This window comes from Paenibacillus sp. NPDC056722 (assembly GCF_042790635.1).
Classification (GTDB): domain Bacteria; phylum Bacillota; class Bacilli; order Paenibacillales; family Paenibacillaceae; genus Paenibacillus_AQ; species Paenibacillus_AQ agri.
Genome location: NZ_JBHTYV010000012.1, coordinates 114048 through 133663 on the forward strand (window position 1 = coordinate 114048; position 19616 = coordinate 133663).

Consider the following 19616-nt stretch of genomic DNA (forward strand, 5'->3'; position numbering starts at 1 on the left):
CCCTCCTTAGCAAGACTTCTATTTCTGTTCCCATTCCTAGCGTTAGATGTAGCTAAAATTTCTCCGGGTGAATCAGCGCATATACCAGATAGATGAACAGCAGCAAAGTCACAGCAATAATCACAATCACCGCTCATGCCCCCCTGCATCCCGGGCTACATTCGAACACCATTGTACAAATCCATAGAATAAGCCGTACGTAACGGCCAGCGCAGCAATCATATACAGGTCCAGCATTGTTTCCAGCCCCTTTGTTTATCCCTGATCACGGGATGATTTATCCGCCAAAAAAACGGCATCCCCGCTATGGGAATAGATGACATAACTTGCACCCAGTCTTTTATAGACCAATCTGGGATTCAAGGAGGATGTGATGACAAAGATGGGCTGTGTGGTCCAGGCCCGGCACATCTGGATGTAACGGCAGCACAGCGTAAAGCTGCTCTCGAACAGATAGACACGGCTTACTGGAAAAGATGGACGAAACCACGTTTTCTGGTGACGGGTATCTACAAGAATAGTGTTCTCAACTCCCAGTTCCTCTAAACGCTCCTTCTCCTCCTGATTGTTCGTCAACCCTGCTACAGGGATGCCTCTAAATTTTAAAATCTTGATAAAATGCTCTCCGGCTTTTGTCGGTGCGCATACCAGCACATATTCTATCTGATCCGCCATATCTCTTATCTCCTCCTGCTCTAGTACAACAACAAGGAGGCAACGAAAATCTCCGAAAGGATCATGACCTATCGTCATTTTCGGGCACAGCCATCTGTGGCTGTGTCACGTCACCAGACGCTGCCTTACAAGCGTTTTGCTTATAAAAGCACAGCAAAAAACCACAAAGGATTACCTCTGTGGCTCGCTAACGGTCACATTGCACTCATCCTCTCTACATACGCTTACGAGGTTAGCTGTCGGATTCGGGCGGTGAGAGTCGCCCTACCCGCACAGATGCACATTTGACGCATCCATACAGGATTCACCCCATAACCGGCTCCGACTCTCACATCGGCTGCCGATTGTTGGTTCCCCCGCTTTCCTTGACGGAAATTAAGCGGATCAACTATTCGGTTGTGGTTGAAACAGATGTAATCATACTCTCGCGCAGGAATTCTTGTAAAACGTCAAGGATGCCAAAATAATGCATAAAGAAAACCCTTTTCATATCAGGTAGCGCTTTCTTGATGTTCAATCTCTCTATTTCTCCTATTTTCACGTTTTTGTCACGATTATCGAAAATTTTAGGCAGATCAGAAATCTTTTTCTCCAAAGGATGGGATTTCAAGGTTTTCGCCCGTTTTCCGTGTAAATATGAAAAGCGGTGCTTGAGGAAGATAGAGGCCTCATAACGGGCAATAAACATGCTTTTAGTCCCCTTTCTCTCCCTTGGTTGCTGAAATTCCGCGGATAGACGTTACTATGAAAGATTTTCTCTTTTTACAAAAGAAAGCGGTGCGGCGTATGATTCGGATTACGATCACATCATTAGCTAAAAGGAAATGAACAACTATTATTTTGGTACACATCCAGAACTTCTGGATCCGAAGAGCCTGACGCGGGTGTACTTTGGCGTATTGTGTTGCGATGACGGCGGCCATAGTTATTAAATGGGCTACCGCTTCGGGGAGGATTCAAAGTGGACATAGAACAACATCATAAGCTGACACGAATAGAACTCTTTGCTGTCCCTGCTTCCGCGGCTATCCATGGCTCCACAGCCGATTGTGAAAAACCATTGTACATCATCCTGAAGTTATCCTGTCAGAGAGACTGCGGCTGGGGGTTGTGCAGCATCCTAGCCGAGGGAAAAGGGGTCGACCTGGTAAGATGGGGTAACTTTCTGCGGTGTATCCGGCAATGTAGCCTGAGTGAAGCTGTCGGGGTTACGCAGGTTACCAGCCAGAGCTGGCAACCGAGCCAGTTTGCAATGGTACAGACCGCCTTGCAGGATTTGCAGGCAACTCTGTACCCGCCTGTCCTTGCCGGAATGTTCCGGCAGGAGAATCGAAAGTCTAAGCTGCTCCATCTATCCGTGGAACAACTTCCTGGAGCTTCCTCATCGCCGCCAGCATGGATCAGCATGGACACAGACTGGCTGGTGGAACACTCCGTCGCCTATTATTCCATTCTGTAATGTCAACATTCTTCCACTTCGAAAGGAAGGTGCGCACGATGTCCGCCCCTTTACCCGCAAAATCAGCCCGCCGCTCCCTGCCCGCCTTCCGCGGGCTGGTGGAGCAATACGCAGACAGCGTCTACACTCTGTGTATCCTGCTGCTGAAGGACCCGCAGCTCGCTGAGCAGGCTGCGGTCCACACCTTCACAGCGCTGGGCAGGTCCTCCCGGCTAACGCCTGGTTCTTCCCTGCCCGGCTCCATCCAGGTCTACCAGACCTGCCTGTCGCAATGCTCACTTACGCCCGCCGCACGCCTGGCGGGCGAGCCTGGACAGCCGGCGGGCAACCGGCTCGTCCTCTCCGCACTGCGCTACGGCTTGGGCCTTCCCTTGGCAGATATCAGCACCATTCTGCATCTCCCCGTCCCGGAGCTGAAGATACAGCTAAGAGCCCTGCGCGAAGACATGCGCACGGCCCACGATTCTTCCTCACTACTTGCTTAACATCGTCTGGCTCCTGAACTTGTACACCATATATAGCATCAGCGGAAGGACAAACGCACAGGTGAAATCCCAGAAGATATAATAATCAACGATATAATCGAAATAAACGGTATTGGTCGTGATCGCGAACGCCAACCCAAAGACAAGCATGCCCCCAGGAATAGACAACGGACGATAATCACGTAGCTTGAAGAGTTGCGCGGTCCCGAGCAGGAAAGCATAGAAGTCCAGGATTGTTTTGAAAAATGTAGATAAAATCCAATTGATAGCCAGTATGGCCTCCACCCGCTGCAGAAAGTTCCCCACGTTGATTTTTTGTGCGGCGGCATAGGTAGCGTAGAGATAACTAGAGGCCAGGTTAGGTCCAATCACGAGAAGGGTAAGCAAGATAATAGAACAGATAGCCATCCCTCCAAGGAAAACCCCGATTAAATAATCCCTTTCCGTAGTCTTGCTGGTAACCACATAGGGTAGGAACATAAGCACAGCATTGAGCTCACAGAACGTAAAGGTGCTGCTGTATAATGAACCATGTGTAATCGCCCGAAGTCCCTCACCCATTACAGGCTGAAGTCTGGACAATTCGGCTTGAGGCAGCAACAGAACGAACAGGGCCAGAAACAGGAAGATATATAGAGGAAAAAAAGTCTCTCCCGACCGGGCTATAGCTTCCAATCCACTCTTCGTCCCCCACACCAACGTAATGATCATCATGAAGTGAATCGCGTTGATCGGCGTCTCCGTAAAAATCTGCGTAGTGAGAAAATCACCGGCTTCCCGGAGCAGCATCGCTGTAGTAACCAAATAATAGTACAGGTAAAATAAAGAAATCAGCCCACCGATCCATCTCCCCAATAGACGCCGATTATATTGAATAATCGTCAGCTTGGGAAACAAGCGGCTGAACCGGTACAGAAACCAGGCGATGGGCCATCCGATCAAAAGGCCCATTCCTCCGGAGATCCATCCATCTTGCTTGGCCGCCGATATCGTGAGCGAGGGCAGAATCAACAGCATATCCCCAATAATAAAGTAGATGACCAGCACAGCAAGTTGTCTGGAGCTGATTCTCCCATTTTCCATGCCTTAATCATCCTTTACCTGTAGAATGTGCTGCATCCATTGATACAGTGGTTTGTAGATCAGCTCAGGAACCCTCATTGGACTGGGTGTCTGGATTCCTTGTAAAGCCACAATACTGAAGATTGCCCCGGCAACCAGCATAACTGTGAAAATTAGCGTTTCTCGCGCCCAGCCTTTCCTGATCAAGGGAGGGAGCTCGAAGGCAGCGATGGCGAGGGACCAACAACTGACGACAATGATCGTAAGTGTCATGTCTATTTCTCCTTCATCCGACGCTCAATCGAATTGCTGATCATGCCTGTGTTACGAATATGAGCATCCACCTTATACACCACTTTCAGATGGGGAAATTCATCATTCCATCGCGGTTCCATCTTCTTCCACAGCCTGGGGTATGCGTTATTAATCGCCTGTCCAAACCCGAAAACATCGACTTTATAACGGCGCTGGACCACCTCAACCGATTTCCTCATCAAATCTTCCAGGTCCTGTTCTCCAGCAGCTTGTAGCTGTTCCAGCACCATTGGATCATTAATGTTCAGACTGCACTCCAATTCCCCGATGTTGCCCTCCATTTTGGCGCTGATCTCAATGATAGGTCTACCCGCCTCCAGGCGACTTTTCATTTCCGTGTTTGAGCGGATAATTTCCAGACTAATATACTTGCCATCCGGACATTTCAAATGCCCTGCCGTGCTGCTAACCGTGTTTCTGATATAGTTATAGCCTTTACCTTCGTCCTTGGTCATCCATCCAATCAGCTTGTCATTACGGAAGACTGCCATGCCTGAATACCCCAGTTTTACCGGATGATCGATAAGTCTCATATCCTCAGTTTTAGTATCCGAACTATCATTCTCCAAAATGGAGATCCCCGGCAGCACAGGACTCATTCCCGTAGTCATGAGCTGGTCCATCAACGTGTCAACGGTCACTGCAGCCACTGGTGCCCAGACCTTGGTTGAAGTATCCAGCGAATAGAATAACGCCTCCGCAGGGATTTTCTCCAGCGGTGTCAGGACTTTCAGAATATCCTCTGCTGAAGCATCCCTAGCGATCAATACGTAATAATCCGGTCTTGTCTCCGGATTCCGTACCAGAATATCTATCACTTTGGCAATGCCGTCCCGAGCCACCTCTTCACTTAGAACCAGTGTACGGATGTGGGCAGTATAGATCTTTCGGGGGCTTGTCTCTGTCAGCTTGCGGAAAGCTTCAAAGAGGGTCGGTGCCACCGTCTTATAAACCGCCACCGGAATATCTTGCTTGCCCGTCCGGCTATTCACCTGATCCGGTATAACCACCTGTACGGTCAAATGGTATTGATCCCCGGATTTATCGATTGCGATGCCCGACACAATGCCCAGCTCATTCAATTCCCGGCGGCTCCAGCACCCTGTCAACAGCACAAGGATCACTACTGCCGCTAAAATCCCCCCTGTAATACGTTTCATGGATGCACCTCAACGATAGCTATTTATTTGCGTGATTGCCGCACCGGGTTCTTGCGGTTGTACATCTTCGGCCGATTGCGCATAGCTGGCCAAGGCAAGCGGAACAGTGAATCCTTCTGAGCGTCCAGATTAAACGGAGCGAGCGGGCTCAGATAAGGAACGCCGAAGGAGCGGAGCGTATTCAGGTGCAGCACCAGGATGATAACCCCCACCAGAATACCGAACAGGCCAAATGAAGCGGCCAGCCCCATCAATACAAACCGGATCATTCGCACAGAAATAGACATTGTATTCGCCGGAATGACGTAACTTGAAATCGCCGTAATAGACACGATGATGACCATCGCCGCGGAGATAATGCCCGCTTCTACCGCAGACTGCCCGATGACTAGTGTGCCTACAATGGACACGGCCTGGCCTACCGTTCTTGGCATCCGTATGCCGGCTTCCCGCAAAATTTCATAAACAATCTCCATCATCAACGCCTCAATAAAAGCCGGAAAAGGGACGCCTTCCCGCTGCGCGGCCAGATTTAGCAGCAAATTCGTGGGCAGCATCTCCTGATGAAAGGTTGTAATAGCGATGTAGAATGACGGGGCAAGTAGAACAATCAAAAAGGACATAAAGCGGATCATCCGAATCAGGGTGCTAATGTCTGAGCGCTGGTAGTAGTCTTCTGGAGTCTGCAAGAAATGTACAAAGAGCGCTGGAACGAGCAGGACAAACGGCGTACCATCTATGATGATCGCCACTTTCCCCTCGAGGATTCCCGCCACGATGGTATCTGGACGTTCACTGTTGTATACGGTAGGAAATGGAGTCGACGTCTTGTCCTGAATGAACTCCTCGATATAGCCGCTCTCCAGAATGCTATCAATATCGATAGCATCCAGCCGGGTGCGCACTTCTTGAAGGATCTGCCCGCTCACAATATTTTTCTGGTACATAATAGCGACACTAGTCTTCGTTATTGTGCCAATGGGGTGGATTTCAAGCCATAGCTGCGGGTCCTTGATCCTGCGGCGGATGAGCGAGATATTAGTCTGAATATTCTCTGTAAAAGCATCCATCGGCCCGCGAATGCTCGGCTGGGAGGTCGGCTCGCCCACGGTCCGGTCTTCGCGTCCGGTCACCCCGATTCGGAGCCCCTCCGCATATCCGTCGAGCAGAAGAATGGCATCTCCTGACAGGAGATGTGTGAACAGAGCGTCTATCCCATCGACATAGCCGATGTCTCCCACGGTAAGGGCTTTTTCCTTCAGATAGGCCAGCGGGGCCTCCCTGAAGGATGACTCCTGCTCAGGCTTTAGCGCCCCCAGGTTAGTCAGTGATTTCAGTACAGATGTCTGGATCATGGTGCGATCAGCCAGACCGTTCATGAACAGCAAGGCCACTCCCCACTGATCGGCCAGCACCATCTCTCGCACAATTAGATCCGGACTGCCCCCCAATGCTTCCCGTATCGACCGAATATTATTGTGTAGATCAGCGTCCAGCAATTTTCCGGAATCCGATACCAGTTGCATGGAAGCCACCTCTCATTTAGCAAAATTAGGTTGTACTTATTGTGACCCGTGCGGCAAGGGAGTATACGCCAATAAAGGGGGTGAGCAGTATAGTGATGGTTTTGAGGTAAATAAAAAACCGGAGCCACATTGTAGGCTCCGGTTCATGCTATTCATTGCATTTAACAAACTGCTCCCTCTTCAGAATGGGGATGTTTGGAACTGCTGGCGCAAAGCGTTCGCCTGAAGACTTCCCATAGGACAGCTAGCACCGGAACATAGACTGTCGACAGATTTCAACCACTAGAAGCGGTAAATCCACCATCAGCCAGCCGCCTTAACAGTGGAAAAGAGGGGTCGCCTCCTCAACTAAAAGCATTTTTGTACCTTATTTCCCTTTAATATAGGCGAAAGAGGGAAATAAGGGCATTATCGTATCTTATTTTCCTAAGAAGCGCGCTGAACGGGGTATTCTGAAAGATTTAAGGTACAATATTGCACTTAATCTCGACGAAACGGTCGCTGCAGACGATTTAAGGTACAAAAATGCCGTTAATTACACTTATAAACTATTTATGAGAATTATTATTTTATTATCGTTTTAAATCAGTTCTGATATTTTAAAAGTTAAGCCCCTTAAGCTTGATTGAGCTACTCTTGTTTCTCATGGAATTTTACAGTGAATGGGTGGACAACGATATCATTTATTATCCAATGTCGATATTTTTAATGACTCTTGCAGGATTACCGCCAACTACCACATTGTCTGGAACATCCTTAGTTACTACTGCTCCTGAGGCAACAACGACATTATTTCCAATTTTCACTCCCGGATTAATAACAGCTCGTCCGCCAACCCATACATTATTGCCGATCCTCACAGGTTTGGCGTATTCGGGTCCCTTAATCCGTTCGTAAGGATCCACAGGGTGTGTGGCTGTATACACATGAACACCCGGGCCAAACATGCAGTTGTCTCCTATGCGCACTTCACAGACATCGAGAATCGTACAATCAAAGTTTGAAAAGAAGTTTTCACCTACATGAATGTTATAGCCATAGTCAAATCGGATATTCGCCTCCATACCTATGTTTTTCCCAGTCGACCCAAGCAGTTCTTTAAGCATCTGAACTCTCATTTCATCATCTGCTTCAGTTGTCTGATTGTATATCCGTGTCATCCTTCTGGCATAGGCCCGCTCACGCACCAGTTCAGGATCCCAAGCTTCATATAGTTCTCCATCCAGCATCTTTTGTTTTTCTGTTTTCATATATTTCCTATCCCCTAATATCGTAAAGTGAATTTTCTGAATTTCGTACCGGCTTTGCGGAGCGGGTCAGAAATCCTGAGACAACAATCCCCAGTAGAACTACAATCATTGCACGTAATAACCCAAAATGCTCTCCGAGAAAACCTAGTACTGGTGGACCTACCAAAGATGCAAGATAACCCATTGTAGCCACAGCGCTCACTCTTGCAGCAGCACCTCGGGATTCATCTCCTGCAGCAGACAAACCTACTGGAAAGCCAAGTGAAACGCCGAATCCCCATAAGAGTACACCAGCCGAAGCAACCCAATAATGCTGTCCCCAGATTACAAAAACCAATCCCAAAATGGCCGAAATTGCACATCCCGACAGAACACGAACTCTTCCATAACGATCTAATAGCGATCCCCCTACAAAGCGTCCTATGGTCATAGCTGTAACAAACAAGCCATAAATAAAGGAGCCTTCCAATGAACTGACACTATAACCATCTACCATGATAAGTGGCAACCAGTCATTAGCAGAACCTTCAGCAAACGCCATACCTAAAACCATAATACCAATGAGCAAGGTCCGTTTTTCTTTCCACACCTCAAACTGTGACTTTATATTGAATCTTTTTTGATCTGTAGTTTCCTTCTGTTCTCTCCCAGTTCCTTCTGGTAAGTAACGAATGGAATACACAACTATAACCGCCATCAGCAAGGCGAGGATTGAAAAGTGGAGCAGAATCGGCAGTTGAATGGCAAGCGCTACTACTCCCAGCAGAGCTCCAATAAGTGTCCCGACACTAAAAAAACCATGAAACGCCGGTAAGAGTGTTCGATCCATTTTCTTTTCGATTGCAGCACCCTCAACATTTAATGCCACCTCCGCAGTTCCATAACCGAAACCAAATAACAGCAGTCCGCCTGTAACAACAGCTGCTATTGCCGTAGCCGCACCGATTCCAATCGTTATAAAACCTGTGGCAATCATGAAAGAACTAATTAATATAACAAACCGTGCACCTTTACGGGCAATAATCGAACCGGCCAAAAGCAAAGCAGCAAGCGAACCTGCTGCTAGTGCAAATATAAGGATACCCATACCTGCAGTTGATACTTGCAGTAAATCTCGAACATCAGGAGTCCTAGACACCCACGAAGCAAAGATTACCCCCGGTAGAGCAAATAAGAGAAATAAGAAGTTACGAACAATTCGGGCGTTTTGGTTATAAATAGTCTTCATTTATTCTGCGATCCTTGAAATAATACATTTTATCGCGTTCATTAATTTCACGAAGAACTCTGCATGGATTACCCACGGCTACAACATTTGCAGGAATATCCTTGGTAACAACACTCCCTGCGCCAATTACCGTATTATCCCCAATAGAAGTACCTGGAAGTATAACCGCGCCAGCTCCTATCCAGCAGTTTCTCCCAATGTAGACAGGGGCATTGAATTGATATATTTGTTCTCGAAGTTCAGGTAGAATTGGATGCCCTGCTGTTGCTACAGTTACATTTGGTCCAAACATCGTGTAATCACCAACATGTATATGGGTGTCGTCTACTAAAGTCAAATTAAAATTTGCATAAATATTACTGCCAAAATGTACATGCTTACCACCCCAATTCGAGTGGAATGGCGGTTCAATATAGCAGCCTTCACCTATTTCTGCAAACATATCTTGAAGCAGAGCTACTCTTTTCTCAAATTCTAATGGTCGGGTCATATTAAAATCATAAAGTCGTTCTAGGCAAATCGTCTGCTCTTTACTGAGTTGCTCATCGCCAGGCAAGTATAAACTACCATTGTGAAGTTTATCTTTAATGTTCATTTGTCGAACTCCTTTTACATACTGATTTTAGGAATGATGAGTCACCACTCAACCTGATCGAAGCGCATGTTTTTGTGATAATATATTCTATCGTTATCCGTGATTTCACGGAGTACCTTGCAGGGATTACCGACGGCTATTACATTGGCGGGAATATCCTTAGTTACGACACTCCCGGCTCCAATCACGCTGCCCGCTCCAATTGTGACTCCTGGAACAATAATTGCACCGCTACCAATCCAAGCCCCATCCTCGATAACTACGGGCAGAGCAAACATCGCTCCTTCTTTGCGCTTTTCAGGATGTACGGGATGACTGGTCACAGCGATCGTTACATTTGGACCAAACATCACATCGTTTCCAATGGTAACTTTATAATCGTCTACAACGGTTAAGTTAAAGTTGATATACACATTGTTACCTACGGTAGTATTTGAACCATACGACATGCGAATTGGAGGTTCCATCCATACATTATCGCCCATGCTCCCAAAGAGTTGTTTCATTAAAGACTTGCGTCCTTCCAAATCATCCGGATGCAAGCGGTTGATTTCATAACAGATTGCTTTGCCGCGCTGACGTGCACGTGCCAGAGCTTCAGCTTCCTCGGGATAATTATGATCATGGTCAGTAAATAGCTGGCAGCTTGCCATTCGTTCTTGAATATTCATAGGTTATTCTCCCTTTATAATTCATATTTTTCTTTTAGAAGCCATGGATCCAATTCTTATCCGACTTCCGCAAAATCCCTAGTAATATTGTTTAGCCATTTGTATTGGCGAAATCGAATATACGCCACAGGCAGCTTAATGATTTCATCCAGGCTAATAACGACGTACAACACAAGGGGAGACACTTGCCAGACAAAAGCACAGAGATAAGCAAGTGGCAATATAATGCCCCACATCACGACAGTATCGCACCAAAAACCAAATTTGGAATCTCCTCCAGCGGTGAAGATACCTGCAATGGTATTAGAATTAAAGGACTTTGCAATACAATAATAAGCACAGATATAAAGCATTCCATTCAATTGATTTTGCGCAACTTCATTTAAATTCACCATGTAGAATACCAGCGGTTTTATCATCAAAATAGTACATCCTGCCAGCACACCAAATATTAGAGCATAGAGATTCATCCTCTTGCCCGCTTGCTTTGCTTTCTCAATCTGTCCATTCCCCAGGTATTTTCCAATAAGTACAGCTCCACCGCTGGCAATACCTCCACATAACACAATGGCCAGATTCTTAACCACCGACGCAACTGAATTTGCTGCCACCATATCAGCACTAACATGACCGATAATCGCTGCCGTCGCAGTCAAAGCTCCACCCCAAACGATATAATTGCCCAGCACAGGCAGGGTATACTTAAAGAAATCCCTTAATAGTTTTCGTTGAATACTATCGCGTACAGGCAAGCGGAAATGGATGGGGCCCCGCGTAAAGGAGTGAACAAGGCAACAACCCAGTTCAATGGAACGCGCGGTAACTGTAGCGAGAGCAACCGCCGTGATAGCCAGTTCCGGCTTACCCGGAAAGAATACAAATATGCAAAGAGCGTTGAAGATGATGTTTAAGATCAGGCATACGGCACTAATCCAGGCACTAAGTTTGGCATTTTCCATACTTCTGATCACGCTGAGATACATCTGCGAGATGCCCATTGCAAGATAAGAGAACGCATTTAATTGCAAAAACCTCGCACCATACATAATCAAATCGCCATCATCTGTAAAAATTCGCATTAATGTCTCCGGATATAAAAAGGAAGACGAAAAAAACAACACAGAAATAATGAACGAGAACAGGCATGCAATGCTTAGGATACGCTGTATGGTTTGTTGGTCCTTCTTCCCCCAATACTGTGCAGTCAGGATACCAGCCCCTGTAGAGAGCCCCATATAAAACAAGGTCAATACAAAAGTGATCTGTCCTGCAAGCGATACAGCCGACATCGCAGATTGACTAATCATACCCAGCATGACGATATCCGCTGATACAACCGTTGCTGAAATTAGATTCTGCAATGCAATGGGAATGACCAAAGTCATCAACTCACGATTGAAAGAACGATTCACAGTTGTTGTGATTTGTTTGTTTTCGTTCACTCCACAACCCTTCCCCCTCATTTAATGATTCACACTATCAAGATAGAATAAATTCATTGTTCTTTTCCACCAATATCGAATATAATCCTATAAAAATCGTATTTAGTTTAAAGGAGTACTTCATTTTGAAAAATCCATTGGAGATTTTTTCTGATTTATCTGAACGTTTGAATTATAATTTCCCTGATTTACCCTTATATATTCGAAAAGGAAGCTTGGATCAGTTTCACAATTATGCAGCTACAGCCCATTGGCATGTCGACTTGGAGTTCATTTACGTTCTTGAAGGATCTATGGACTATTTTGTTAATGGATGTACAATACGTATTGATCAAGGAGAGGGAATTTTCGTGAATAGCAGTCGTTTGCATTTTGGATTTTCCCACGATCATACCGATTGCTCATTTATCGTCGTCGTGATTCATCCCTCGCTTCTTGGCGAAGGTTCATCTCTGGCAAAAACGTACTGGGAAGACAAGTTCAGCGCCATGATGGAAGACTTTATATTGCTTACAAATCAAATAGGCTGGCACCGGGAAGTTCTCACTTCCCTGCAAGAAATATATGATGAGATGCATACGGATTCCGCGCCCAATCCCCTTCGCTTAATATCACGGGCTTTAGCACTGTGCGCTTGCATTGGAGATCAGGTGCAGCAAAAATCGGGGCATTCTGAGGACGTTCAATTATGGACAAATGTCCAGCAGATGACGAGCTTCATCCATCAAAATTATGAGTATAAAATCACTCTTGATGATATAGCAGCCGCAGGAGCTGTATGTAGAAGCCGCTGCTGTACATTATTTAATAAATATGTAGGCCAAACTCCAACCGTGTACCTGACAAGATACCGCATTCAAAAAGGCTGTGAAATGTTAAAGGAAACGAAACGATCGATTTGCGAGATTTCCATCGCATGTGGTTTTCAAAGCGCAAGTTATTTCACATTTATTTTCCGGAAACAAATGGGTTTAGTTCCGCAGGATTACCGGAAACAAATCATTAAGGAGCAGGGTTAATTAACTATATTCGAAAATATCTAGGGGACCATACTCCCTTCTAACACAGCAAAAAACCTTGTTACCGGATGAGCGGCCAACAAGGTTTTTTCTTTCACATCATTATTTTTTCTCTTTCTGACGTAACTTCCCATACAGGTATAGTCCCATACCGCGCCCGCTGCACACAAAACCGCCAGTCCGATCTTGAACCCCAGCAGCAGCGTAAAGTCGCCGGGGGCCATCCAAGCATCGAAAAAACAGAACATGAAGTTTTTTCATCACTATCACCATTCTGAAATTGTAAAATCAAATCAAAATTCTTTAGCTTTTAAATATCCCATTTAATATTTCACAAAATAAACTAATAAAATATTAATAAATTATTTTTTCCATATTTTTATTGCAAAATAACATAATGTATATTATTCTATGGAAGCTACTGAAATATATGGTATTTATTCCGAAATTTACTTAAGTATTTTAAAAATTCTATTTTGAGAAGAGGACTTATCACATGAGAAAAACGAAGAAGTTTTTAGTGATGACTTTAGCAACAGCCATTGTCTCTACAATGGGCAGTTCTGTTATTTCGGCAAGTTCCGAAAGCAATACACAATCTTTTACAGATGCCACTGCTCCTTCATCAAAAGAGATCGTAGATCTAACACAGCTAACCATTAATGAAGTTCTATCTAACCCTCTATATAGTACGCTTGATTTCGACTATAATGACGTTATGCTCTTTAAGGAAATAGAAGATTTTAAAAAAGCTAATCCTACCTTATCTGACCTATCTATTGTTGCTGAATTTGATAATAAACTTGATAAAGAATCTAATACTTTTTTTCTACTAGCCATAGGCGATGGATATGCTGAACAATGGGCTCAGTTAACAAGTTTTGAAAAAGGATTAGCAATTGCCAGTCCTGCTCAAGCGCTCGTAGTAAACACCTGCAGAAACAAAGCAAACACATATGCTGCTGAAAGCATTTACAAAGATCAGAAAGGAAATGGTACTGCAAAGGATGCATATCGGCATGCCATTTGGAATGCATTAATGAGTAAATATATCAGCAAACAAGCTGCAGAATTATGGGCAAATGCCCATGAAGAGCAAGATGACCCCGGGTATTACGATCGATACACTGACGGTATTAAGAACAGTGAACATACGAGAATGGATTACCACAACAATCAGAAAGGTAGAGATTGTTGGAGTGTGCTCAAAGACTCAATTTTATGGACATCTGATCAGGATTTGAAAGATCGAGTAATAGCAAAATTTAGAGCTGGTGAAATGTTAATTCTAAAATACAATTAATCATTAGGTAAGTTATTAAATTTCGCATTAAGAAGACCGCTTTTTAATAAGCGGTCTTCCTTCAAATTAATCGGTTAAAAATTATAATCATTTCACTATCAGAAGCGGGAGTTGAATTAATGAAAAACAAGAAACAAAGACCAATGTTTGTGTTTTTGCTAATCCTTCTACCGATTATAGCCATTGTTTTTATTATTATGTCCGACCGTCTTGATCCACAACGCAAACTTCAAAATGAAAATTCCAACGCATTTATAAACTCGATTAATTCATTAGAGGACGGAAAAGAATATCGTTTATCAGATATTATTCCTTTTAAATGGGATCAAATCTATGTATTCCCTGAGTATACTGATGAATCGCACATTGAGAAGGTCATTGGATTTGAAAGTAGCAGAGTTCGTATGTCTGATTCTGAAGCCATGCAACAAATAATATTCGTTAAAAATAGAAAGATCGTGTGTTATGTTCAAGACATGGATTATAGGTTGGGATTTTCCATTGAAAGAAAGAACCAAGACTATTTATCCATAGAAAATGACGACAAACATAAGCTCCATGTAAATTTACGGGACAGTCTTAGATATTTAGAGTTTAAACCAATAGCACAATAAATACGTAGCACCTAATCCGCTTGGATTATCTTTTTTCTTATAGCAAAACACTAAACTTGATCTTTTAACTAGAAGCCCCTTAAGTTTACGGAGCTCCTAGCTAACCTTTGCTATTCATTCTAACTCTTAGTTGGAGATTACATATTTGGATAAATGACTATCCGATGTTGAAACAAAAATCTCATTTTCAGAAAACTCAAAGCTACTGTTTTGCCGATCGCCACTTAATAATTCGTCGGGATAGTTCTTCAAATCATCACCGTTTAAATCAAGGCTGAACAAATACACTACTCCATTTCTTTCATAAAACCTCTTGGTAATATAATCACCTGTTTCAATATCCAGCACAGCGTTCACATTTATTTGTTTTGATTTAACATTCATTATCGAGAGTATGCCATCCCTGCTTAACCAGAATAAATTTTGATTTTTTACTGGCAATATCAACGATATCATTACTTGATACTCTTTCCTTACTTCCCCCTATGAACTGCAGGAATGTTCATGTTGTCATGCTTCATTTTAAAAAACCATTCATCTTTACCAGTATTAATGTCTACCGCAAATACACTGTCGCCTTCGCAAAAAATAATTCTCTCATTTTCAATAATGACGTTATCAGGATAATGCGGGCTGAACCATTTTCTCTGCCCAGATTTTTTATCTATCATCGCCATAGGAACAATACTAAGCACTTTATCCCCCAAAATGATTGGTTTATTATCAGCATGAACTGACTTGTAATCCCACGCACGACTTAAAGAGAATGACGTTTGTTCTGGAAAAATGATGGGTTCGGCCTGAGTATTTACAATATACTACTAATAGCAGTGCTCAATAACCTCTCTTCTCTCAAATATGTTTCTAGTCTTTTTCAGAGCCTGTACGGCAGATGTAAGGTTGATAGAATATTGCTATAACGCCTTCAAGCATAGCAAAAAACCTTGTTGACCGGATGAGCGGCCAACAAGGTTTTTGTTCTTTCACATCTTTATTTTTTCTCCTTCTGACGCAGCTTCCCATACTGGTATAGTCCCCATACCGCGCCTACCGCACCCAAAACTCCCACTCCGATCTTGATTCCCAGCCGTAGCCCGGAATCACCGGGGTCCATCCAAGCACCGAAAAAACAGAACATGGAGGAGAAGAATAGAAACGCACCGATCTGGTTTTTCTCTTCATTGGTTTTCTGAACGTTATTTGCATTCATTATTATCAATCCCCTTTCGGATATGGGTGAAACCAAATCAAATTTTGTAAGCTTTCATTGCTTTTCTGATTTCCTTAATGCTCGGGCGTTTACCGTACATCAGGACACCGGTGCGGTAGATCTTCGCGGCGAGCCAGCCGAAGAAGAACGTCGTTACCAGGAGAATCGCCAGCGAGACGATAATTTCCCACAACGCTATACTACCCACACCAATTCGCAGCAACAGAGTCAATGGAGAGGTGAATGGTACAAAGCTTGCCACCTTGACCAACAGGGTATCTGGACTAGCGATGCTGAATAACGGGATGTAGAAAGCTGCAAAGCCCAGCATCATGATCGGCATAATCGCCTGTCCGAGATCCTCAGTACGGCTGACAATGGAGCCAACGGCTGCGTACATAAGAGCGAAGAGGAAGTAGCCCAGGATATACAAGATGATGCCATATGTCAGTAAACCAACATTAAACTGACTGAAATTCAGATCAAAGTCGCTCATAATTGTCGCATTATGCGGCAGTTTCAGGTTGGCGGCAATTGCCGCAGCGATAATTACAATTTGCGTTAATCCAACCAGGAAGATCCCGATAACTTTACCGAACATCTGCGCCAGTGGCGAAGCGCTTGTGATCAGAATCTCCATAATACGAGAGCTCTTCTCTGAAGTAATTTCTGCTGCGATCATATTGCCTGTCATCATAATCGACATAAAGAACAGAATTAAAAGCACATATACAATCACGTAATTGATAGCAGGATGGGATGGTTCTGCTTCTACCTCACCTGTCGTGCTGAGCTGTTTGGTACCAATCGCTACCGGCGTATTCATCGCGCTGATCTGCTCTGACGTCAGCTTATCTCCGGCGATAAGCTGTGCGTTAACCTGCTGCAATGCCACTTGCAGATAGGACTGCACTTCCCCTTTAAGCTTGCCATCGCGACTGAAGTAGGTCACTTCCTGCAGACCTGAAGCGGATGCTGTTCCCAGAGAGAGGTAGCCCTGCACCTTCTCGTCATCCAGCGCCTTTTTTAGCTCGGGATCATCACTTGCGGCATAAGAATTCAGCGTAATTTTCGGGATTCCTGCTGGAGGATTGTAAGCCTTAAGCAGTTCAGCTGCCGGATTTCCGCTGTCAGCTACAAGTCCGATCACTGCGGTGCTTCCTGCCGTACCACTAGCGGTATCATCACCCTTGAACACTTTAATCATGTACGGGATGTTCATCCCGATACTGAGCAGCAATACGATAATCAACGTAGTAATCATGAATGATTTCGTTCTTACTTTATTCCTAAAGGTAAAGCCGATAATTGTCCCCATCTTATTCATGAGATTCACCCACCGCCCGGATAAAGATTTGGTTTAATGTCGGTTCCTTAATTTCAAAATGCTCCACTTCACCCTGTCCGATTGCCTGCTGTAAAATGCGCTGTGCGGCTTCAATCTCGCTGATTGTCAGCAAATAACCCCGTTCCTGTCGTTTCACAGCTGTTACGCCTGCAATAGACTCCAGTCCGGAAACTTCACCAGGGGTGCGAAGCAGCACCTGCTCGCGTGGATACCCCTTCTTGATCTCACGGATCTCACCTTGCACCACGGTATTGGAGCGATCGAGAATGGTGATATTCCGGCAGAGCTCTTCGACGTGTTCCATCCGGTGTGTGGAGAACAGGATACTCGTACCTTGATCACGTAATTCCTTGACTGTGTCCTTGAGCAGTTCGACATTTACAGGGTCCAGGCCACTGAAAGCCTCATCGAGAATGAGGATTTGAGGTTTATGGACAACCGCAGCGATAAAGCCCATTTTTTGCTGATTTCCCTTGGAAAGCTCTTCAATCTTCTTGTTGTAATACTCAGGAACTTCGAAGCGGTCCAACCAGTAACGCAGGCTCTTGTCGGCCTCGCTCCTTGACATGCCGCGAAGCTGGGCCAAATAAGTGATCTGGTCACTAATCTTTACCTTCGGATACAATCCGCGCTCCTCTGGTAGGTAGCCCATAATGCGCTGAAGCTCACTGTTAAATGATTTTCCATTGTAGAGAATCTTGCCTTCATCGGGATAAATCAACCCCAGCACCATACGCATGGTTGTTGTCTTGCCCGCACCATTGGCGCCAAGCAATCCATAAATCTCCCCTTCATTTACCTTCAGGCTAATTTGATTTACAGCGGTTTTCTCTCCATACTGCTTCACTACTTGCTCCAGCTTCAAAGCTTCCATCTTCAGTCCCCTTTCTTGTCATCAACCAGAATTGGACGATATCCCTGTGTCCATAAGCCCAAAATCTCATCCAGCTCCAACACGCGGCTCTTAACTACCTTTACGCCCATATGGTGCAAGCGTTTCTCAATTTGTTCAAATTGACCGGTAACGAACGAGGCCACTCCTTTGCCATCCATTGTGTGGTTCAGCGTACCCGGAAGTTCCGCCGCAAGCTCGGTAAGCTCCTCCTGATCCGCCACATTCACCCAAACCTCGCTCCAAGCCCCGAACAGGCTGTCTTTATCAGCCATGCCCAGCAGTTGGCCCTTGTGCATAAGCACAATATAATCGGCGAGCCTTCTCACCTCATCCACGATGTGGGTGGAGATCAGGATCGTCGCATTATGCTGATCCATATATTTGCGCAAGGCCTCTATCATAGCTTTCCACGCAAAAGGGTCCAGCCCGGAAGAGGGCTCATCGAGCAACAACAGCTGCGGCTTTGCAGCCAGAGTTGCAGCTATCTCGAACTTGCGGCGCTCCCCCTTGGACATTTTGCCCAGCTTGATATCCCGTGGAACCTCAAAGGTATGCATCAGTTCCTGAAAGTAAGGCTGATCCCACTGCGGGTACCAATGGCTGCGGAAGGCTGCGGCCTCCTCGGCACTCCAGTGATTCTCTTCGGTAAGCGAGTTTTCTGGTACATAGGCCATAGTCTGTCGCACCTCTACCGGGATGCCATCGCTATGGGCTTTGTCGAACCAGAGAATTTCGCCCTCCTCGGGATGTGTCAGCTGGAGGAGCATTTGCAGCAATGTACTTTTGCCGGAGCCATTTTGGCCGACAAGTGCAATGATATGCCCCTTCGGCAGGCCCAAATTAAGTGGACCAATCGTTTTGTTGCGCCTTTTTTTGCTTACATTTCGCAGCTCGATTGCCAATTGTGCCATTTCAGTACCTCCACCTTTCATTCCTGACCTGTATATTTGCGCTCCACGATTTCTTTAAACAGCTCGACAAGCTCTTCCCTCGTGCACTGGACCGAATGCGCAACATCCACCGCGGTCTCCAGCGCTTTTGTCACAGCATCACGCTTATAATCCTCTCTCGCACCTTCCCCGACATTAGAGACGAAGGTGCCTGTACCCTGCCGCGTCCGCAGCAGCCCTTCATTTTCCAAGTCCTGATAGACCCTGCGAACGGTAATGACACTACATTTCAAATCTCCGGCAAATTCACGTATCGAGGGAAGCAATGTTCCCTCTGCGATCACCCCGCTAATAATCAGCGATCTTAGCTGTGTCTCTATCTGGTGATACAGCGGCTCTGCGCTGTTCTCATCAATTTGCACCGGTATCCACACGATTTACACCCCGCTTTTCATTCCGGCGAGCCGAA

Annotated in this window: 24 protein-coding genes and 1 riboswitch; of the genes, 5 read left to right on the top strand and 19 right to left on the bottom strand. The window is 45.2% G+C overall.

The window, feature by feature from the left end:
- Window positions 1-52: 52 nt before the first annotated feature.
- From kdpF to ACFRAM_RS23175, 3 genes are all read right to left on the bottom strand, one after another.
- Complete coding sequence (gene kdpF, locus ACFRAM_RS23165) at window positions 53-130, bottom strand: K(+)-transporting ATPase subunit F (RefSeq protein ID WP_379468604.1); 78 nt, start codon at window positions 128-130, stop codon at window positions 53-55.
- 125 nt (window positions 131-255) lie between these two features.
- Window positions 256-675 carry a hypothetical protein gene (locus ACFRAM_RS23170; RefSeq protein WP_379468513.1) on the bottom strand — a complete coding sequence of 140 codons (420 nt, stop codon included), beginning with the start codon at window positions 673-675 and terminating at the stop codon, window positions 256-258.
- 205 nt (window positions 676-880) lie between these two features.
- A riboswitch (cyclic di-AMP (ydaO/yuaA leader) is annotated at window positions 881-1067 on the bottom strand.
- Window positions 1064-1363 carry a hypothetical protein gene (locus ACFRAM_RS23175; protein ID WP_379468515.1) on the bottom strand — a complete coding sequence of 100 codons (300 nt, stop codon included), beginning with the start codon at window positions 1361-1363 and terminating at the stop codon, window positions 1064-1066. Its footprint overlaps the riboswitch before it by 4 nt.
- Window positions 1364-1636: 273 nt before the next feature.
- Here ACFRAM_RS23175 and ACFRAM_RS23180 point away from each other — a divergent pair, with 273 nt between their 5' ends.
- Both ACFRAM_RS23180 and ACFRAM_RS23185 read left to right on the top strand, forming a co-directional pair.
- Complete coding sequence (locus tag ACFRAM_RS23180) at window positions 1637-2134, top strand: hypothetical protein (RefSeq protein ID WP_379468517.1); 498 nt, start codon at window positions 1637-1639, stop codon at window positions 2132-2134.
- A gap of 38 nt (window positions 2135-2172) precedes the next feature.
- Window positions 2173-2619, top strand: coding sequence for an RNA polymerase sigma factor (locus ACFRAM_RS23185; protein WP_379468519.1), 447 nt, complete (start codon window positions 2173-2175; stop codon window positions 2617-2619).
- On the opposite strand, the gene ACFRAM_RS23190 is transcribed toward ACFRAM_RS23185, so the two are convergent.
- The 9 genes from ACFRAM_RS23190 to ACFRAM_RS23230 all read right to left on the bottom strand — a co-directional run bounded on the left by ACFRAM_RS23190 (window position 2608) and on the right by ACFRAM_RS23230 (window position 11868).
- Window positions 2608-3702, bottom strand: coding sequence for a GerAB/ArcD/ProY family transporter (locus tag ACFRAM_RS23190; protein ID WP_379468521.1), 1095 nt, complete (start codon window positions 3700-3702; stop codon window positions 2608-2610). The genes ACFRAM_RS23185 and ACFRAM_RS23190 overlap by 12 nt on opposite strands.
- A gap of 3 nt (window positions 3703-3705) precedes the next feature.
- Window positions 3706-3954: a hypothetical protein gene (locus ACFRAM_RS23195; protein ID WP_379468523.1), complete on the bottom strand. Its 249-nt coding sequence runs from the start codon at window positions 3952-3954 to the stop codon at window positions 3706-3708.
- 2 nt (window positions 3955-3956) lie between these two features.
- Window positions 3957-5156, bottom strand: coding sequence for a Ger(x)C family spore germination protein (locus tag ACFRAM_RS23200; protein WP_379468525.1), 1200 nt, complete (start codon window positions 5154-5156; stop codon window positions 3957-3959).
- Window positions 5157-5179: 23 nt separating this feature from the next.
- Window positions 5180-6682, bottom strand: coding sequence for a spore germination protein (locus ACFRAM_RS23205; protein ID WP_379468527.1), 1503 nt, complete (start codon window positions 6680-6682; stop codon window positions 5180-5182).
- Between the two features lie 686 nt (window positions 6683-7368).
- The gene (locus ACFRAM_RS23210; protein WP_379468529.1) at window positions 7369-7932 is read right to left on the bottom strand and encodes a sugar O-acetyltransferase; all 564 of its coding nucleotides are present in this window, start codon (window positions 7930-7932) and stop codon (window positions 7369-7371) included.
- Between the two features lie 7 nt (window positions 7933-7939).
- Window positions 7940-9160, bottom strand: coding sequence for an MFS transporter (locus tag ACFRAM_RS23215; protein ID WP_379468531.1), 1221 nt, complete (start codon window positions 9158-9160; stop codon window positions 7940-7942).
- Complete coding sequence (locus ACFRAM_RS23220; protein WP_379468533.1) at window positions 9144-9755, bottom strand: sugar O-acetyltransferase; 612 nt, start codon at window positions 9753-9755, stop codon at window positions 9144-9146. Before ACFRAM_RS23220 ends, ACFRAM_RS23215 begins: the two co-directional genes overlap by 17 nt.
- A gap of 41 nt (window positions 9756-9796) precedes the next feature.
- Window positions 9797-10426 (bottom strand): sugar O-acetyltransferase, encoded by a 630-nt coding sequence (locus tag ACFRAM_RS23225; RefSeq protein ID WP_379468535.1) that lies wholly within the window; start codon window positions 10424-10426, stop codon window positions 9797-9799.
- A gap of 56 nt (window positions 10427-10482) precedes the next feature.
- A complete protein-coding gene (locus ACFRAM_RS23230; RefSeq protein ID WP_379468537.1) occupies window positions 10483-11868 on the bottom strand; it encodes an MATE family efflux transporter in 1386 nt (461 codons plus the stop codon).
- A gap of 125 nt (window positions 11869-11993) precedes the next feature.
- Here ACFRAM_RS23230 and ACFRAM_RS23235 point away from each other — a divergent pair, with 125 nt between their 5' ends.
- From ACFRAM_RS23235 to ACFRAM_RS23245, 3 genes are all read left to right on the top strand, one after another.
- Window positions 11994-12887 carry a helix-turn-helix domain-containing protein gene (locus tag ACFRAM_RS23235; protein WP_379468539.1) on the top strand — a complete coding sequence of 298 codons (894 nt, stop codon included), beginning with the start codon at window positions 11994-11996 and terminating at the stop codon, window positions 12885-12887.
- A 496-nt stretch (window positions 12888-13383) separates the two neighbouring features.
- Window positions 13384-14190, top strand: a complete 807-nt coding sequence (locus ACFRAM_RS23240; protein ID WP_379468541.1) for a DUF6973 domain-containing protein — start codon at window positions 13384-13386, stop codon at window positions 14188-14190.
- 119 nt (window positions 14191-14309) lie between these two features.
- The gene (locus ACFRAM_RS23245; RefSeq protein ID WP_379468543.1) at window positions 14310-14804 is read left to right on the top strand and encodes a hypothetical protein; all 495 of its coding nucleotides are present in this window, start codon (window positions 14310-14312) and stop codon (window positions 14802-14804) included.
- A gap of 126 nt (window positions 14805-14930) precedes the next feature.
- Here ACFRAM_RS23245 and ACFRAM_RS23250 read toward each other — a convergent pair whose 3' ends face one another.
- The 7 genes from ACFRAM_RS23250 to ACFRAM_RS23280 all read right to left on the bottom strand — a co-directional run bounded on the left by ACFRAM_RS23250 (window position 14931) and on the right by ACFRAM_RS23280 (window position 19581).
- Entirely contained in the window at window positions 14931-15260 is a 330-nt protein-coding gene (locus ACFRAM_RS23250) for a hypothetical protein (RefSeq protein WP_379468545.1), read from the bottom strand.
- 17 nt (window positions 15261-15277) lie between these two features.
- Window positions 15278-15499 carry a hypothetical protein gene (locus ACFRAM_RS23255; RefSeq protein WP_379468547.1) on the bottom strand — a complete coding sequence of 74 codons (222 nt, stop codon included), beginning with the start codon at window positions 15497-15499 and terminating at the stop codon, window positions 15278-15280.
- A gap of 296 nt (window positions 15500-15795) precedes the next feature.
- Window positions 15796-16014 carry a hypothetical protein gene (locus ACFRAM_RS23260; protein WP_379468549.1) on the bottom strand — a complete coding sequence of 73 codons (219 nt, stop codon included), beginning with the start codon at window positions 16012-16014 and terminating at the stop codon, window positions 15796-15798.
- A gap of 37 nt (window positions 16015-16051) precedes the next feature.
- Window positions 16052-17341, bottom strand: coding sequence for an ABC transporter permease (locus ACFRAM_RS23265; protein ID WP_379468551.1), 1290 nt, complete (start codon window positions 17339-17341; stop codon window positions 16052-16054).
- Complete coding sequence (locus ACFRAM_RS23270) at window positions 17334-18236, bottom strand: ABC transporter ATP-binding protein (RefSeq protein ID WP_379468553.1); 903 nt, start codon at window positions 18234-18236, stop codon at window positions 17334-17336. The genes ACFRAM_RS23265 and ACFRAM_RS23270 overlap by 8 nt, the downstream gene beginning before the upstream one ends.
- Window positions 18237-18238: 2 nt before the next feature.
- A complete protein-coding gene (locus tag ACFRAM_RS23275) occupies window positions 18239-19168 on the bottom strand; it encodes an ATP-binding cassette domain-containing protein (protein ID WP_379468556.1) in 930 nt (309 codons plus the stop codon).
- A gap of 17 nt (window positions 19169-19185) precedes the next feature.
- On the bottom strand, window positions 19186-19581 hold the full coding sequence (locus tag ACFRAM_RS23280; protein ID WP_379468558.1) for a GntR family transcriptional regulator: 396 nt from the start codon (window positions 19579-19581) through the stop codon (window positions 19186-19188).
- Window positions 19582-19616 lie beyond the last annotated feature (35 nt).

What these genes read in the sequence shown, in the direction of transcription:
- ACFRAM_RS23170 (WP_379468513.1), bottom strand. Translation starts at nt 675, where the DNA reads ATGGCGGATCAGATAGAATATGTGCTGGTATGCGCACCGACAAAAGCC.
- ACFRAM_RS23175 (WP_379468515.1), bottom strand. Translation starts at nt 1,363, where the DNA reads ATGTTTATTGCCCGTTATGAGGCCTCTATCTTCCTCAAGCACCGCTTT.
- ACFRAM_RS23185 (WP_379468519.1), top strand. Translation starts at nt 2,173, where the DNA reads ATGTCCGCCCCTTTACCCGCAAAATCAGCCCGCCGCTCCCTGCCCGCC.
- ACFRAM_RS23190 (WP_379468521.1), bottom strand. Translation starts at nt 3,702, where the DNA reads ATGGAAAATGGGAGAATCAGCTCCAGACAACTTGCTGTGCTGGTCATC.
- ACFRAM_RS23195 (WP_379468523.1), bottom strand. Translation starts at nt 3,954, where the DNA reads ATGACACTTACGATCATTGTCGTCAGTTGTTGGTCCCTCGCCATCGCT.
- ACFRAM_RS23200 (WP_379468525.1), bottom strand. Translation starts at nt 5,156, where the DNA reads ATGAAACGTATTACAGGGGGGATTTTAGCGGCAGTAGTGATCCTTGTG.
- ACFRAM_RS23205 (WP_379468527.1), bottom strand. Translation starts at nt 6,682, where the DNA reads ATGCAACTGGTATCGGATTCCGGAAAATTGCTGGACGCTGATCTACAC.
- ACFRAM_RS23210 (WP_379468529.1), bottom strand. Translation starts at nt 7,932, where the DNA reads ATGAAAACAGAAAAACAAAAGATGCTGGATGGAGAACTATATGAAGCT.
- ACFRAM_RS23215 (WP_379468531.1), bottom strand. Translation starts at nt 9,160, where the DNA reads ATGAAGACTATTTATAACCAAAACGCCCGAATTGTTCGTAACTTCTTA.
- ACFRAM_RS23220 (WP_379468533.1), bottom strand. Translation starts at nt 9,755, where the DNA reads ATGAACATTAAAGATAAACTTCACAATGGTAGTTTATACTTGCCTGGC.
- ACFRAM_RS23225 (WP_379468535.1), bottom strand. Translation starts at nt 10,426, where the DNA reads ATGAATATTCAAGAACGAATGGCAAGCTGCCAGCTATTTACTGACCAT.
- ACFRAM_RS23240 (WP_379468541.1), top strand. Translation starts at nt 13,384, where the DNA reads ATGAGAAAAACGAAGAAGTTTTTAGTGATGACTTTAGCAACAGCCATT.
- ACFRAM_RS23245 (WP_379468543.1), top strand. Translation starts at nt 14,310, where the DNA reads ATGAAAAACAAGAAACAAAGACCAATGTTTGTGTTTTTGCTAATCCTT.
- ACFRAM_RS23250 (WP_379468545.1), bottom strand. Translation starts at nt 15,260, where the DNA reads ATGATATCGTTGATATTGCCAGTAAAAAATCAAAATTTATTCTGGTTA.
- ACFRAM_RS23260 (WP_379468549.1), bottom strand. Translation starts at nt 16,014, where the DNA reads ATGAATGCAAATAACGTTCAGAAAACCAATGAAGAGAAAAACCAGATC.
- ACFRAM_RS23265 (WP_379468551.1), bottom strand. Translation starts at nt 17,341, where the DNA reads ATGAATAAGATGGGGACAATTATCGGCTTTACCTTTAGGAATAAAGTA.
- ACFRAM_RS23270 (WP_379468553.1), bottom strand. Translation starts at nt 18,236, where the DNA reads ATGGAAGCTTTGAAGCTGGAGCAAGTAGTGAAGCAGTATGGAGAGAAA.
- ACFRAM_RS23275 (WP_379468556.1), bottom strand. Translation starts at nt 19,168, where the DNA reads ATGGCACAATTGGCAATCGAGCTGCGAAATGTAAGCAAAAAAAGGCGC.